Genomic DNA, 13892 nt, shown 5'->3' with positions numbered 1-13892 from the left:
TACTTTTCCGTGGTAGGTCGAAGGCACACCAAAGCTGATATAGTGTAATCACCATGCCAGAGGCCAATACACCCTGGCTACGCTACCTGGAAAACCTCCGTCCCCACCTTAAGGGCCGGGATCATCGGGGCAAGCGGGGCTCCCTAAGGTGGCTCGAGGCCCTCATGGCCGAACGGGGGGGCAAGGCCGGCACGGTGCGCAACATCCTCTACAAGGACCTGGGGAGCCCCGAGGAGAAGGAGAGGCTTTACAGGGTCATCGCCGACCTGTACCAGGAGGCGGGCCTCCCACCCCCCCCTCCCCCGGCGGAGCTTTTCCTGGAAAGCGCCCGCAAGACCCTTGGCCGGGACAAGCGCCGCATCTTTCGCCGCTTTCTGAAGGAGCTGGAAGCCGGGGGGAGGCCCCAGATGGTGGTGGTGGGGGGACCGGCCACGGGTAAGGGGGTGCTCCTTTCCGCCTTAAGCCGGGCCCTTTCCGCGCTACCCGAAAAGGAGCCCCACCTCCTGAACCTGGGGGGAGAGCTGGCCCAGTCCCTGGTTCCCCTGGCGGAGGCCCTGGGGCTTTCCGAGGAGGTACGCTCCCTCCTCGCCCAGCTCTCCCCCACCCAGCCCTATATCCTCCAGGGAGCCTTGCAGCAGGAGATCCTTTCCCTCCTGGCCCGGGGCTTCAACCGGACAGGCCGCCCCCTCCTCCTTAGGGCCGAGGCCGAGGGAACCCTGGAGGGCCTTCCCTTAAGGGGACCCGACGGAGGCCAGAAGGGGCTTTCCGCCTGGCTGGAACCCTTCCTGAAATCCCTCACCATCCCCTACCTGGCCGCCCTCAGCGAACCACCCCCCACTCTCCCCTTCCAGCCCCTCTCCCCCCCTAGCCGCGAGGAGGCCCGGCGCTTCGTTAGGGAGCGCCTGCCCCACCTGCCCCCGGAAAGGTTGGAGGCCCTGGTGAACCAAGCGGGGCGCAACTTCGGGGAGCTTTCCCGCCTGGTCCTCCTGGAGGCCGCCAAGCACGATCCCAGGACCCCCCTTCAGGACGACCCGGCCCTGAAGCCCCTGCTCCTGGCCCTCTCCGCCTTCAGCCCCGAGGCCGATCCCACGTTTCCCGCGGAGCTTTTAGAAGGAGCCCTGGGCAAGCCTCTGGAACGCCTTTCCCAGGCGGAAAGGGCCCTTCTGGACTGGGTGGGGGAAGGCTTGGTGCGCCCCGCCCTAAGAAGCCTCCTTCCCCAGGAAGCCCCCAGGGAACTCCACCGCCTGGCCCTCGCCTACTTCCCCAAGGAAAACCTCTTCCGCAAGCTCCATCACGCCTACAAGGCGGGGGAAACCCGGATACTTCTGGACCTTCTCCAGGAGGATCCCGCCCGGCTGGCCCTCCTTCCAGGACTCTGGCAGGAAGCCCAGGCCTGGCCCCGGGAGGACCTCGAGGCCCTGGCCGCGGTGGTGGTGCGCTACCGGGCCGTCTTGGGCCAGTACGCCCATCCCGAGGCGGAGGAAGCCCTCAGGGTCCTCTCGGAGGCCCAAAACCCCTCCTTGCGCACCTGGGCCCGCATCAAGGCGGCGGAGGCCAAGGCGGACGCCGCCCTTTACAAGGAAGCGGAGGAGCTTCTGCCCCCCAAGGAGGACCTCAAACTCCTGGACGACACCGCCCAGGCGGAGGGGCTTTTGGTCATGGCGGCGGTGGAGCGCTGGAAGGGGGATTACGAGAAGGCAGCCCACTTTGTGGAGGAGGCGCAGGGGCTTCCCGTGGCCCCCTTCCTGCAGGACCGGGTGTACCTGTGGCGGGGCCTGGTGGCCAAGGACCTCGGCCGCTACCCGGAGGCCCTGGAGGCCCTCTCCCGGGTGGGCCACGACCCCCTCCTCCTGGGAAGGGCCCGCTACCAGATGGGGGACCTCCTCATGCGCTTAGGAAGCCTGGAGGCCAAGCCCCGCATGGAGGAGGGTCTGAAGGCCCTGGAGGAAGCAGGAGCCCCCAAGGACGAGGTGGCCCGGGTGCGGGCCCGCTACGCCACCCTCCTCCGGCGCCTGGGCCTGTACGAGGAGGCAGGAAGGGCCATTGAGAAGGCCCTGGCCGAAGCGGAGGACCCCTTCACCCGGGCCCGGGTGGAAAGCGAGGCCGGGATCCTCGAGGCGGCCCGCGGCCGCCCCTTTGCCGCCCTCAACCTTCTGGTCCCCGCCGAGGCCTACTTCCGCTCCACGGAGGAGAGGCCCAAGGAAGCCCGCTACCGCCATCTGCGCACCCTCTTCCGCCTGGGGGCCACCTACCTCCTTTTGGAGGCGGGGCAGCCCTACCGAGCCCCCTTCCTGGGAGGGCTTTACGCCCCCACGGCCCAGCGCCTCCTCGAGGACCTCCTGGAGCAAATCCCCTGGGAAGCCACGGATCGCTACACCGCCTTGCGGCTGGACACCGCAAGCCTCCTGGCCCTCCTCCTTTCCCCCGCCGAGGGAAAGGCCCTCCTAAAGCCCCTTTTGGATGTGGAAAACCCCTACCTCAGGGCCCAGGCCCGCCTGAGCTACGCCGAAACCCTGGTCCGCGAGGGCAACCTGGGGGAGGCCCTGGCCCAGGTGGTGGCCCTCCCTCCCCTGGAGGACCCTGGCCTTTTAGCCCAGGCCCGGGCGGTGGAGGTGCTGGCCCTCTTGGGCCTGGGGGAGAAGGAGGCCGCCTGGCAAAAACTTTCGGAGGTGAGGAGAAGCCCTCTCCCCGAACCCTTCCGCTTCCAGCTGGGCCGGGCTTTGGGCCGCTTCTGCCCCGAGCTGCAAAGGCGCCTTCCCCCCACCCCCCTGGCCCTTCCCGAGGCCCTGGGCTTCCACCTGGCAAATCCCGACTAAATCACTATACTTTAGGGGGTGGAGAGGTTATACTCTTACTGCGAATGGGTCGCAGTAAGAACCCGACCCGGCATCAGGAGGCAAAGCGATGAACCAGCTAGAAATCCGCGACCTCTGGGCTTCCATTGACGGCGAAACCATCCTAAAGGGCGTGAACCTGGTGGTCCCCAAGGGCCAGGTGCACGCCCTCATGGGCCCCAACGGGGCCGGGAAGAGCACCCTGGGCAAGATCCTGGCCGGGGACCCCGAGTACACGGTGGAACGGGGGGATATCCTCCTGGACGGGGAAAGCATCCTGGATCTATCCCCGGACGAGCGGGCGAGGAAGGGCCTCTTCCTGGCCTTCCAGTACCCCGTGGAGGTGCCGGGGGTCACCATCGCCAACTTCCTGCGCCTGGCCCTGCAGGCCAAGCTGGGCCGGGAGGTGGGGGTGGCGGAGTTCTGGACCAAGGTAAAGAAGGCCTTGGAGGTCCTGGACTGGGATGAGAGCTACCTCTCCCGCCACCTGAACGAGGGCTTTTCCGGCGGGGAGAAGAAGCGGAACGAAATCCTCCAGCTTCTGGTCCTGGAACCCGCCTACGCCGTCTTGGACGAGACCGACTCCGGGCTGGACATCGACGCCCTCAAGGTGGTGGCCCGGGGGGTGAACGCCATGCGGGGGCCCAACTTCGGCGCCCTGGTCATCACCCACTACCAGCGCCTACTGAACTACATCGTCCCTGACCGGGTTCACGTGATGATGGACGGGCGCATCGTGGCGGAGGGCGGCCCCGAGCTGGCCCTGGAGCTGGAGGCCAAGGGTTACGAGTGGCTCCGGGAAAGGGTGAAGGAGGAAGCATGAGCGAGGCCGATCTGAGGGCACTGGGCGAAGAGTACAAGTACCACTTCGTGGACGAGGTCAAGCCGGTCTTCGTGGCCGAGCGGGGCCTCACCCGGAGGGTGATCGAGGCCATCAGCTACCACAAGGGGGAGCCCGAGTGGATGCTGAAGTTCCGCCTGCGGGCTTTGGAGATCTTCCAGAAGAAGCCCATGCCCACCTGGGGCCCGGACCTCTCGGGCCTGGACCTGGACAACCTGGTCTACTACGTGAAGCCCGCAGAGGTGAGGGACGCCAAGAGCTGGGAGCAGATCCCGGAGGAGATCCGCCGGACCTACGAGCGCCTGGGCATCCCCGAGGCCGAGCGCAAGGTGCTCGCCGGGGTGGGGGCCCAGTACGACTCGGAGATGGTCTACCACCGGGTCAGGGAGGAGCTGGAGCGGCAGGGGGTCATCTTCGTGGCCATCGAGGAGGGGATGAAGAAGTACGAGGACCTCTTCAAGGAGTACTTCGCCAAGGTGGTCCCCCCGGAGGACAACAAGTTCGCCGCCCTGAACTCCGCCGCCTGGTCCGGGGGCTCCTTCGTCTACATCCCCCCCGGGGTGAAGGTGGAGCTTCCCCTGCAGGCCTACTTCCGGGTCAACACCCCCGAGTTCGGCCAGTTTGAGCGCACCCTGATCATCGTGGACGAGGGGGCCGAGGTGCATTACATCGAGGGCTGCACCGCTCCCATGTACTCCACGGAAAGCCTCCACACCGGGGTCATCGAGATCGTGGTGAAGCGGGGGGCCAGGAGCCGCTACACCACCATCCAGAACTGGTCCACCAACATGTACAACCTGGTGACCCAACGGGCCCTGGTCTATGGGGATGCCTTCCATGAGTGGCTGGACGGCAACCTAGGCTCCAAGGTCACCATGAAGTACCCTTCCAGCTACCTCCTGGAACCCGGGGCCCGCACGGAGATCCTCTCCATCGCCTTTGCCAAGACCGGCCAGCACCAGGACACCGGGGCCAAGATCATCCTGGGAACCCCCCACACCTCGGGCACCATCGTTTCCAAGAGCATCTCCAAGGGCGAGGGTCGGGCCAGCTACCGCGGGTTGGTGAAGGTCCTGGACGGGGCCAAGCACGCCAAGGCCAACGTGGAGTGCGACGCCCTCCTCATTGACCCGGAAAGCCGCACGGACACCTACCCCTACATTGAGATTGAGGAGGACTCCGCCCACGTGGGCCACGAGGCCACGGTGTCCAAGATCAACGACGAGCAGATCTTCTACCTGCAAAGCCGGGGCCTCAAGGAGGACGAGGCCGCAGCCCTCATCGTGCGGGGCTTCATCGAGCCCATCGCCAAGGAACTGCCGCTAGAGTACGCGGTGGAGCTGAACCGACTCATCGAGCTGGAGATGGAGGGCTCCGTAGGCTAAGGGCTTCCGTCAAGGGTCTTAACCTTTGCGCTAGGAGGATTCATGCAGGTACTGGACAAAACGCAGGTGGAAGCCATCTCCCGGGCCCTAAAGGAGCCGGGCTGGCTGCTGGAGAAAAGGCTAAAAGCCCTCGAGGCCTTCGCCCGCCTCTCCTATCCCAGCAAGAAGGACGAGGCCTGGCGCTACACGGATCTCTCTGAGGCTCCCCTGGAGCAGGAGGTGGAAACCCCCAAGGGGCTTAGCCTCTCCCGGGATGAACTTCCCGAGCTGGTGAAGCGCCGCCTGGAGAAGACCGATGTTTCGGGCTTTCTGGTCTTCGTGGGCCCGGATCTGGTTTACGCCGAGGTGCCGGAGGAGCTTTCCGCCAAGGGCCTGGTCTTCACCAGCCTGGCCGAGGCCTTGAAGACCCACCCCGGTAAGGTGGAGGCCACCCTCTTCCGGGGGGTCTACGTGGAGGACAAGTTCGCCGCGGAAAACTCCGCCTTCTTCACCCACGGGGCCTTCCTCTACGTACCCGCGGGGCTCGAGGTGGAAAAGCCCCTGGGGGTCTTCAAGGTGCTGGAAGGGGGCAAGGCCTCGGCGGGCCGGAGCCTCATCTTCCTGGAGGACAACGCCAAGGCCGCCTACATCGAGGAGTACCTCTCCTTGGACCTCCCCCCCACCCTGCACCTCTCCGCCACGGAGATGGTCTTGAGGCCTGGAGCCCGGCTGCGCCACGCCCACGTGCAAACCCTGGGCGACGGGGTCTGGCACTTCCACCGGCAAAGGGCCCTGCTGGAGCGGGATGCCGCCTTAAACGACCTGGTGGTCAACCTGGGCGGGCGCTACGCCAGGAGTGAGGTGGCCTCGGAGCTATTGGGCCCGGGAGCGGAAAGCGAGATGCTGGGGCTTTACTTCGGCCACGGCCTCCAGCACTTTGACCACTACACCCTGCAGCACCACGTGGAGCACCATACCCGAAGCGACCTCCTCTACAAGGGAGCGGTGAAGGACGAGGCCCGGGCGGTCTTTTCCGGCCTCATCAAGCTGGAACGGGGGGCCCAGAAGACCGACGCCTACCAGGCCAACCGCAACCTCATCCTCTCCCCCACCGCCCGGGTGGACTCCATCCCCCAGCTGGAGATCGGGGCCAACGACGTACGTTGCACCCACGGCAGCACCACCGCCCCCGTGGACGAGATGCAACTCTTCTACCTGCAGTCCCGGGGGCTTTCCCGTAGCCTGGCCCAGGAGCTTTTGGTCAAGGCCCACCTGGCGGACGTCCTTAACCGCATTCCTCTAAAGGCCTTAAGGGCCCACCTCGAGGCGGTCATCGAGGAAAAGGTGCGCATCTAAGCCATGTGGACCCCGGTAGCCCGGCTGAGCGAGCTACAAAACGGCCGCCTGGTGGTGAAGCGGCCCGAGCACAAGAAGCCCATCCTCCTCCTCTACACCGGGGAGGAGGTCTTCGCCCTGGAGGACATCTGCACCCACGACGGCGGCCCCCTCCACGAGGGGGATGTGGAAGACGGCCAGATCGTCTGCCCCCGGCACGGGGCCCGCTTCGACCTGAAAACAGGCCGGCAGACCCTTCCCGCCCCCAGGCCCGTCAAGGTCTTCCCCGCCAAGCTGGAGGGGGATACCATCCTTCTGGACCTATAGACGCCCATCCCGTCCGCAAGGCCCCAAGGAGGACTTGGGGCCTTTGTCCTTGACGGCGGGCGGAAGAAGCGCTAGGGTGAGAGTACCCACCCCACCTGGGGTGGGGGGAGGTAAGGGATGCTGAAGCTCAAGGTAGAAGGCATGACCTGCAACCACTGCGTGATGTCGGTGAAAAAGGCGCTTCTTAAGGTACCCGGGGTGGAGAAGGTCGAGGTGAGCCTGGAACGGGCCGAGGCCCTGGTGGAGGGCAAGGCGGACCCTGAGGCCTTGATCCGGGCCGTGGAAGAGGAAGGCTACCGGGCCGCCCTGGCGGGCTAAGGAGGCCCTGTGCCCCGCCACCCCCTCCACCTGGACCCCAAGGTGCGGGAAGAGGCCAAAAGGCGCCTCCTCTCCGCCAAGGGCCACCTCGAGGGCATCCTGCGCATGCTGGAGGATCCCCACGTCTACTGCGTGGACGTGCTGAAGCAACTCAAGGCGGTGGAGGGTGCCCTGGACCGGGTGGGGGAGATGGTCCTAAGGGCCCACCTCCGGGACCACGTGGCCACCGCCCACGAGCGGGGGGACGTGGAGGAAATCGTGGAGGAACTGATGGAGGCCCTCAAGTACCGTTGATCCCACCCGGTCCAGGGCGGGGCAGAAGCCCAAGGGCACACCAGCCCGGGGAAAGCAAAGGGGTTTCCGCTAGGGGGTATGAAGCTATGGCATTGGAAGTGAAAGTAGGGGTAAAGGGAATGACCTGCGCCTCATGCGTGGCGCGGGTGGAAAGGGCCTTAAAGAGGGCCCCGGGCGTGGAGGAAGCCCGGGTTAACCTCACCACCGAGGAAGCCTTTTTGCGCCTCCAGGAAGGCATAGACCTCAAGGAGGTCCTGAAGCAGGTGGAGGAGGCAGGTTACGAACCCGTGGTGGCCCGGGCGGAGATCCCCGTAAAGGGCATGACCTGCGCCGCCTGCGTGGCCCGGGTGGAAAGGGCCTTGAAGAAGCTACCCGGGGTGCTTTCCGCCCACGTGAACCTGGCCACGGAGAAGGCCTTCGTGGAGTACCTCCCGGACACCGTGACCCTGCCCCGCCTGCGCCAGGCCATCCGGGATGCAGGGTACGAGCCCCTGGAGGTGGTCCAGGAGGAAAAACGGGCCCCCGCTTATCCCTTGGACCTCCTCATCGCCCTGCCCTTTGCCTTCCTCACCCTTCTCCTAGCCATGGGGCCCATGCTTCTTCCCCTTCCCCACCTTCCTCCTCTCTTCCAGGTCCTCACCGCCCTCCCCGTCCTCTACGCCGGCCGGCGCTTCTTCCGCCAGGCCCTGGCGGAGATCCGGCACCGCTCCCTGGGCATGAGCACCCTGGTGGCCCTGGGGGCGGGAAGCGCCTACCTTTACTCCTTTTTGGTCCTCCTCTTCCCCACCCTGTTCCCCGAGGAGGCCCGCCATCTTTATCTGGAAGCAGGAGCGGTGATCCTGGCCCTGATCCTCTTGGGCAAGCACCTGGAGGAAAAGGCCAAGGGGAAGGCCTCGGAGGCCATCCGCAAGCTCCTGGCCTTGAGGCCCAAGACCGCCCGGGTGGTTCAGGAAGGGGAGGAAAGGGAAATCCCCGCCGAGGCCCTCATCCCCGGGGATCTGGTGCGGGTGCTTCCCGGGGAGCGCATCCCCGCAGATGGGGTGGTGGTGGAGGGCTTTAGCCACGTGGACGAGGCCATGCTCACCGGGGAGCCCATCCCCAAGGCCAAAAAGCCCGGGGATGAGGTGGTGGGGGGTACGGTGAACGGGGAAGGAGCCCTCCTGGTGCGGGTCAGCCGGGTGGGGGAGGCCACGGTCCTGGCCCAGATGGCCCGTCTGGTGGAGGAAGCCCAGGCCTACAAGCCCCGGGTGCAGGAGGTGGCGGACCGCATCGCCAGCGTCTTCGTGCCCATCGTGCTCATCATCGCCCTTATCACCTTTACCCTTTGGATTCTCTATGGCCCCGGCCTCTCCTACGCCTTCATGGCCCTCCTTTCCGTGCTCCTCATCGCCTGCCCTTGCGCCATGGGCCTCGCCACCCCAGCGGCCATCGCTGTGGCCACGGGGCGGGCGGCCCAGCTCGGCCTCCTCTTCCGCAAGGGCCAGGCCATCGAAGGCCTCGCCCGGGCGGATACCGTGGTCCTGGACAAGACCGGGACCCTGACCCAAGGGAAGCCCACCCTCACGGAACGCCTGGGGTTTGCCCTAAGCCCTGAGGAGGCCTTGCGCCTCGCCGCCGCCTTGGAGCGGGGAAGCGAACACCCCATCGCCAAGGCGGTTTTGGATGCTGCCAAGGACCTTTCCATACCCGAGGCCCAGGCGGTGCGGGCTCTTCCCGGGGAGGGGATCGAGGGAGTGGTGGAGGGGAAGAAGCTTTACCTGGGGGGCCCAGCCCTGATGGAGAGGCTTGGGGTGGCGCTTCCCAAGGAGGCCTGGGAGCTATCCGAAAAGGGCTACACCCCCCTTTACCTGGCGGATGGGGAGAGGCTTTTGGCCGCCTTCGGGGTCTTTGACCCCCCCAAGCCCGAGGCGCGAAGGGTGGTGGCCGCTTTAAAGGCCCTGGGCCTCAAACCCGTCCTCCTCACCGGGGACCACCCCATCCCGGCCAGGCGGGTGGCCGAGACCTTGGGCATAGAGGAGGTGCTGGCCGGGGTGCGCCCTGAGGGTAAGGTGGAGGCCATACGGCACCTCCAGGCCCAGGGGCGGAAGGTGATCTTTGTGGGGGACGGCATCAACGACGCCGCCGCCTTGGCCCAGGCCGATGCGGGCATTGCCCTGGCCACGGGCACGGACATCGCCGTGGAGGCAGGGGATGTCATCCTGCTTTCTCCGAGCCTGGAAAGCTTGGTGGACGCCATCCTTCTGGCACGGCGTACCCTTCGGACCATCTACCTCAACTTCTTCTGGGCCTACGCCTACAACATCCTCCTCATTCCGGTGGCGGCCGGGGCTCTTTACCCCTTCACCGGGCTTCTTCTGAACCCCATGCTGGCGGCCGGTGCCATGACCCTCTCCAGCCTCTTCGTGCTCAGCAACTCCTTGAGGCTAAAAGGGTTCCAGCCAAGGAGCTTTACCGTAGCTTAATCCGCCGAGGCTAAGCTGGAACTAGGAGGTGAAAGGTATGTGGTGGTGCGACCACGGTGGGTACCTGGGCTGGTGGGGGCCCCTCTTAAGCCTCCTTTGGTTCGCCCTCCTAGGCCTCTTGGTCTACTGGATCGTCAGGACCTTAGCCCCTGAGCGGCGGGACCGGGCCTTAGAGGTGCTAAGGGAGCGCTACGCCAGGGGGGAGATCGACAAGGAAACCTTTGAGCGGATGAAGCGGGACCTGGCATGAAGGTCCTCTTGGCGGACGACGACCCGGCCCTCCTCGAGGTCCTGGGGGCCTACCTGAGGGGGGCTGGGTTTGAGGTGCTGGAGGCAAAAGATGGGGAAAAGGCCCTGGAGCTTTTTCCCCGGGCCGATCTCATCATCCTGGACCTCATGCTGCCCAAGCTGGACGGTTTCAAGGTCCTGGAGGAGGTGCGCCGGGAAAGGCCCGAGCTACCCATCCTCATGCTGACGGCAAGAGGGGAGGAGGAGGAAAGGGTTAAGGGGCTGGAGCTCGGGGCCGACGACTACGTGGTCAAGCCCTTCAGCCCCAAGGAGGTGGTGGCCCGGGTCAAGGCCCTCCTCAGGCGGGCTGGCCTCAAGGAAGAGCTCAACTATGGCCCCTTGCGCCTTCTTCCCAAGGAGCGGCAGGCCTACCTGGAGGGCAAGCCCCTTCCCCTTTCCCAGCTGGAATTTGACCTCCTCCTCACCCTGGCCCAGCATCCGGGGATGGTCTTCACCCGGGAAAGGCTCTTGGAAAAGGTATGGGGGCCGGATTTCCCGGGCATAGACCGGGTGGTGGACGTGCACATCGCTGCTTTGAGAAAAAAGCTCATGGACGATCCGGAAAACCCCCGGTTCATCGAAACGGTACGGGGGGTGGGGTACCGCTTCCGGGAAGGCGATGCGCCTCTTCGCTAAGCTTTTCCTGAGCCACCTTCTGGTAGCCCTCCTGACCCTTTTTCTCTTCTTCCTCCTGGCCGAGGCCCTGGCCCCCTCCTTCTACCGGGAACATGTGGAACGCATGTACCACGCCCTCTCCATGATGGGGGGGCTCATGATGGGCGAGGCCTTGAGGCGGGACCTCGAGGCGGGCCTGCGTTCCACCCTCACTACCGCCCTCCTCGCCGCCCTTCCCCTCTCCGTGGCCGGGGCCGCCCTATCCGCCTCCTTCGCCAGCCTGCGTTTCTCCCGCACCGCAAGGCTTCTTTCCGAGGGAAGCCGGCGCATGGCCCAAGGGGAGTACCGGGTGCGCCTTCCCCTTCTGGAGCAGGACGAGCTGGGCGAGCTGGCCCTCCACTTCAACCGCCTGGCCGAGGCCCTGGAAAGGGTGGAACAAAGCCGGGTGGAGCTCATCGGTACCGTGGCCCACGAACTGAGGACCCCCCTATCCGCCCTGCAAGCCTACGCCGAGGCTCTGGCGGACGGGGTCATGGAACCCGAGAGGGCAGCGGAGAGAATCCAGCAGGAAGTGCGGGCCATGAGCCGGCTGGTCCGGGACCTCTCCCTGGTTTCCCAGGTGGAGTCCAAAGCCGTGGAGATCCACCCCCAGCCCCTGGACCCCCACGCGCTTTTGGAACAGGCGGGGGAGCGTTTCCGCCCCGCCTTCCAAGCCAAGGAGGTAGCCCTGGAGGTGTGGGCCCCTGGCCCTCTCCCTCGGGTATGGGCCGACGGGGAGCGGGCCCTTCAGGTGCTCTCCAATCTGCTCGCCAACGCCCTCCGCCACACCCCGGCGGGAGGAAGGGTAAGGCTTAGGGCGGAACCGGCGGGCCAGGCGGTGGTCTTCAGCGTGGAGGACACAGGACCCGGCATCCCCGAGGAACACCTTCCCCGCATCTTTGAGCGCTTCTACCGCATAGACCCCTCCCGCAGCCGTCAGGACGGGGGAACCGGAGTGGGCCTCACCATCGCCAAGGGCCTGGTAGAAGCCATGGGGGGAAGGATCTGGGTGGAAAGCCAGCTGGGCCGGGGAAGCGTTTTCCGCTTCACCCTACCCCTTTACACAGGCTTAACAGGCAGGGCTTAGGGTGAGAGCCATGAAGAAGCTTCTGGCGCTTGCCCTAGGCGTGGCTTTAGGCCTGGCCCAGACTCCCTCCCCCGAGGCCCTCAAAGGCCTGAAGCCCGAAGAGGCCCTGGCCCTGGCCAAGCGGTGGCGGGAAGAAGGGCAAAGGGTGGTGAGCTACGTGACCCCTGAGGCCTTCTTCTTTGAGTTCCCGGACGGCCGCAAGGCCCAGGTGGCCCTCAAGGACCGCTTCCTCCTGGCGGTGGCCCCCTATGTCAGCCGCACCCACCCCTGCCAGGTCCACTACTTTTCCAGCTGCACCGGGGAGCTACAGGAGGAGGTATTTCTGGTGCGGGTGCTGGAGGGGGAAAAGGAGGTGCTCAAGACCCAGGTCAAGACAGGAAAGGACGGCTTCTTTGAGCTTTGGTTGCCCCGGAACCGCCGCTACACTCTGGAGATCCGCTTTGGAAATCTGGTGGCCACAGGGCCCGTGGCCACCTTCAGCCAAAGCCCCACCTGCCTGACCGGCTTCCGCCTTGCCTCGCGGTAGAACGCCATGCGCCCTCTCGCCCTCCTTCTCACCCTGGGCCTTGCCCTGGCCCAAACCTCCTTGGGCCCGGTGCCTACCCGGGACGTCCACGCCCTTTTATGGCACCCCTCGGGAGCCTTGCTCCTGGGCCACCACGACGGCATTGTTCTCTGGAATAACAGCACCTCCCAGGACCTGGTGCGGCGGCGGGACTGGGACGCCATGAACCTGGCCTGGGACGGCAGGCGCCTCCTGGTTGCCGGGCACTGGATTCTTGCGGAAAGCCAGGATCTCAAGCGCTTCCGCGACCTAAAGCCCAAGGGCCTTCCCGCCTTGGACCTCCACGCCTATGCCGTAAATCCCAAGAAGCCCGAGGTCCACTACACCCTCGAGGCCACCTACGGCTACTTCCAGAGCCAGGATGGAGGGCAGACCTGGACGAAGTTGCCTGCCCAGGGCCTGCCCAAGGCCGGGATGGCTTTTCTCCTGGTGGACCAAAAGGGCCGCATCTGGGCCTCCCTTATGGAAAGAGGGCTCTTCCTGAGCGAGGACGGGGGTAGGAGCTTCCGCCCCATCCCCACCCCGGACCCTGCCCCGGGACCCTTGGCCCTCTCCCCCTCCGGCACCCTGCACCTGGGAGGAAAGCTCGGCCTCTGGCGGCAGACGGAGGCAGGGTGGCGCAGGCTCTGGCAGGGGACGGTCCTGGCCCTGGCCGCCCACCCCCAGGAGGAGGGCCTGCTGGCCTGGGTGGACGGAAGGGGCACCCTCTGGCGGGGGCGCTAAGGGCTATTCCTTCCAGGCCACCCCGGCCACATGGGGGGCCACCAGGGGAAGGGGCAAAGCGAAGGACGCTGCCTCCACCCGGGCAAACCCGGCCTCCCGGATAAGGGCCAGGGTTTCCCGGTTGGGGTGGCAGCCATCCCCCAAGAAGGCCCATAGGGGGCAGAGGAGGTCCTGGGCCCAGCGCAGGCCGGAACCCCGGGGAGCGGCCACATGTTCCAAAAAGACGAAACGCCCCCCGGGCTTCAACACCCTAAGGATCTCCGCCAACGCCCGCCTGGGATCCTCCACCGAGCACAGGACCAAGGTGGCCACCACGGCCTCCACGCTTCCCTCCGGCAGGGGGATGGCCTCCGCCTGACCTAAAAGAACATCGCCGGAAAGCCCCCTGAGGCTTAGAGCCCGCCGGAGGTGGGGGTGGAAGTAGGGATTGGGCTCGAGGCCAATCCAGTAGACCCCATCCGGCAGGTAGGCCAGGTTGACCCCCGTTCCCGGGCCGATCTCCAACACCGTGCCCGCCAGGCCTCCCAGGAGTTTCCTCCGCCAGGGCTCGCTTACCCTGGCGTGCCCCTGGGAAAGAGCGGGAAGAAGCGCCGCGAAAAACCGGGCCCTTAGACCCCTCTTCATGCCCTTGCCTCCCATGCTAAGTGCCAACCCCTTATCATGTCAACATGGCAGCCCCTCTTCAGATCCAGCTGACCCCTGAGGAGGACCGGCTCCTGCTGGAACTCTCCCTGGACCCGAAGACCCACAAGAAAACCCGCCTCTGGGCCGCCATGGTCCGCCTGGCCGCCGAGGGCTGG

Annotated in this window: 14 protein-coding genes and 1 pseudogene; 14 read left to right on the top strand and 1 reads right to left on the bottom strand. The window is 66.0% G+C overall.

Annotated elements, in window-relative coordinates:
• Positions 1–53 precede the first annotated feature (53 nt).
• The 13 genes from F604_RS0108890 (at position 54) to F604_RS0108830 (ending at position 13092) form a co-directional block, all read left to right on the top strand.
• Positions 54–2816 (top strand): hypothetical protein, encoded by a 2763-nt coding sequence (locus tag F604_RS0108890; RefSeq protein ID WP_019551346.1) that lies wholly within the window; start codon positions 54–56, stop codon positions 2814–2816.
• 88 nt (positions 2817–2904) lie between these two features.
• Positions 2905–3657: a Fe-S cluster assembly ATPase SufC gene (gene sufC, locus F604_RS0108885; protein ID WP_019551345.1), complete on the top strand. Its 753-nt coding sequence runs from the start codon at positions 2905–2907 to the stop codon at positions 3655–3657.
• Positions 3654–5060: a Fe-S cluster assembly protein SufB gene (gene sufB / locus F604_RS0108880; RefSeq protein WP_019551344.1), complete on the top strand. Its 1407-nt coding sequence runs from the start codon at positions 3654–3656 to the stop codon at positions 5058–5060. The genes sufC and sufB overlap by 4 nt, the downstream gene beginning before the upstream one ends.
• Positions 5061–5102: 42 nt before the next feature.
• On the top strand, positions 5103–6395 hold the full coding sequence (gene sufD / locus F604_RS0108875; RefSeq protein ID WP_019551343.1) for a Fe-S cluster assembly protein SufD: 1293 nt from the start codon (positions 5103–5105) through the stop codon (positions 6393–6395).
• A 3-nt stretch (positions 6396–6398) separates the two neighbouring features.
• The gene (locus F604_RS0108870) at positions 6399–6701 is read left to right on the top strand and encodes a Rieske (2Fe-2S) protein (protein WP_019551342.1); all 303 of its coding nucleotides are present in this window, start codon (positions 6399–6401) and stop codon (positions 6699–6701) included.
• 117 nt (positions 6702–6818) lie between these two features.
• Positions 6819–7019: a CopZ family metallochaperone gene (locus F604_RS0108865; protein ID WP_008633461.1), complete on the top strand. Its 201-nt coding sequence runs from the start codon at positions 6819–6821 to the stop codon at positions 7017–7019.
• 9 nt (positions 7020–7028) lie between these two features.
• Positions 7029–7313, top strand: coding sequence for a metal-sensitive transcriptional regulator (locus tag F604_RS0108860; RefSeq protein ID WP_015716307.1), 285 nt, complete (start codon positions 7029–7031; stop codon positions 7311–7313).
• An 86-nt stretch (positions 7314–7399) separates the two neighbouring features.
• Positions 7400–9775, top strand: a complete 2376-nt coding sequence (locus F604_RS0108855; protein WP_155984170.1) for a heavy metal translocating P-type ATPase — start codon at positions 7400–7402, stop codon at positions 9773–9775.
• A 37-nt stretch (positions 9776–9812) separates the two neighbouring features.
• The gene (locus F604_RS0108850) at positions 9813–10025 is read left to right on the top strand and encodes an SHOCT domain-containing protein (protein WP_019551341.1); all 213 of its coding nucleotides are present in this window, start codon (positions 9813–9815) and stop codon (positions 10023–10025) included.
• Complete coding sequence (locus F604_RS0108845) at positions 10022–10699, top strand: response regulator transcription factor (protein WP_019551340.1); 678 nt, start codon at positions 10022–10024, stop codon at positions 10697–10699. Before F604_RS0108850 ends, F604_RS0108845 begins: the two co-directional genes overlap by 4 nt.
• Positions 10683–11804, top strand: coding sequence for a sensor histidine kinase (locus F604_RS0108840; RefSeq protein WP_014510817.1), 1122 nt, complete (start codon positions 10683–10685; stop codon positions 11802–11804). Before F604_RS0108845 ends, F604_RS0108840 begins: the two co-directional genes overlap by 17 nt.
• Before the next feature lie 10 nt (positions 11805–11814).
• Entirely contained in the window at positions 11815–12330 is a 516-nt protein-coding gene (locus F604_RS0108835) for a CueP family metal-binding protein (protein WP_019551339.1), read from the top strand.
• A 6-nt stretch (positions 12331–12336) separates the two neighbouring features.
• The gene (locus F604_RS0108830; RefSeq protein ID WP_019551338.1) at positions 12337–13092 is read left to right on the top strand and encodes a beta propeller repeat protein; all 756 of its coding nucleotides are present in this window, start codon (positions 12337–12339) and stop codon (positions 13090–13092) included.
• A gap of 3 nt (positions 13093–13095) precedes the next feature.
• On the opposite strand, the gene F604_RS0108825 is transcribed toward F604_RS0108830, so the two are convergent.
• Positions 13096–13716: a class I SAM-dependent methyltransferase gene (locus tag F604_RS0108825; protein WP_038044681.1), complete on the bottom strand. Its 621-nt coding sequence runs from the start codon at positions 13714–13716 to the stop codon at positions 13096–13098.
• Positions 13717–13760: 44 nt separating this feature from the next.
• Between F604_RS0108825 and F604_RS12910 the strand changes: the two are divergent.
• Positions 13761–13892 (top strand): annotated as a pseudogene (locus F604_RS12910) (IS630-like element ISTth6 family transposase); the annotation flags it as partial.

The sequence above is a fragment of the Thermus scotoductus DSM 8553 genome, assembly GCF_000381045.1.
GTDB lineage: Bacteria > Deinococcota > Deinococci > Deinococcales > Thermaceae > Thermus > Thermus scotoductus.
This window is presented reverse-complemented; position numbering and strand designations above follow the sequence as displayed.

What these genes read in the sequence shown, in the direction of transcription:
- F604_RS0108890 (WP_019551346.1), top strand. Translation starts at nt 54, where the DNA reads ATGCCAGAGGCCAATACACCCTGGCTACGCTACCTGGAAAACCTCCGT.
- sufC (WP_019551345.1), top strand. Translation starts at nt 2,905, where the DNA reads ATGAACCAGCTAGAAATCCGCGACCTCTGGGCTTCCATTGACGGCGAA.
- sufB (WP_019551344.1), top strand. Translation starts at nt 3,654, where the DNA reads ATGAGCGAGGCCGATCTGAGGGCACTGGGCGAAGAGTACAAGTACCAC.
- sufD (WP_019551343.1), top strand. Translation starts at nt 5,103, where the DNA reads ATGCAGGTACTGGACAAAACGCAGGTGGAAGCCATCTCCCGGGCCCTA.
- F604_RS0108870 (WP_019551342.1), top strand. Translation starts at nt 6,399, where the DNA reads ATGTGGACCCCGGTAGCCCGGCTGAGCGAGCTACAAAACGGCCGCCTG.
- F604_RS0108865 (WP_008633461.1), top strand. Translation starts at nt 6,819, where the DNA reads ATGCTGAAGCTCAAGGTAGAAGGCATGACCTGCAACCACTGCGTGATG.
- F604_RS0108855 (WP_155984170.1), top strand. Translation starts at nt 7,400, where the DNA reads ATGGCATTGGAAGTGAAAGTAGGGGTAAAGGGAATGACCTGCGCCTCA.
- F604_RS0108850 (WP_019551341.1), top strand. Translation starts at nt 9,813, where the DNA reads ATGTGGTGGTGCGACCACGGTGGGTACCTGGGCTGGTGGGGGCCCCTC.
- F604_RS0108845 (WP_019551340.1), top strand. Translation starts at nt 10,022, where the DNA reads ATGAAGGTCCTCTTGGCGGACGACGACCCGGCCCTCCTCGAGGTCCTG.
- F604_RS0108840 (WP_014510817.1), top strand. Translation starts at nt 10,683, where the DNA reads ATGCGCCTCTTCGCTAAGCTTTTCCTGAGCCACCTTCTGGTAGCCCTC.
- F604_RS0108835 (WP_019551339.1), top strand. Translation starts at nt 11,815, where the DNA reads ATGAAGAAGCTTCTGGCGCTTGCCCTAGGCGTGGCTTTAGGCCTGGCC.
- F604_RS0108830 (WP_019551338.1), top strand. Translation starts at nt 12,337, where the DNA reads ATGCGCCCTCTCGCCCTCCTTCTCACCCTGGGCCTTGCCCTGGCCCAA.
- F604_RS0108825 (WP_038044681.1), bottom strand. Translation starts at nt 13,716, where the DNA reads ATGAAGAGGGGTCTAAGGGCCCGGTTTTTCGCGGCGCTTCTTCCCGCT.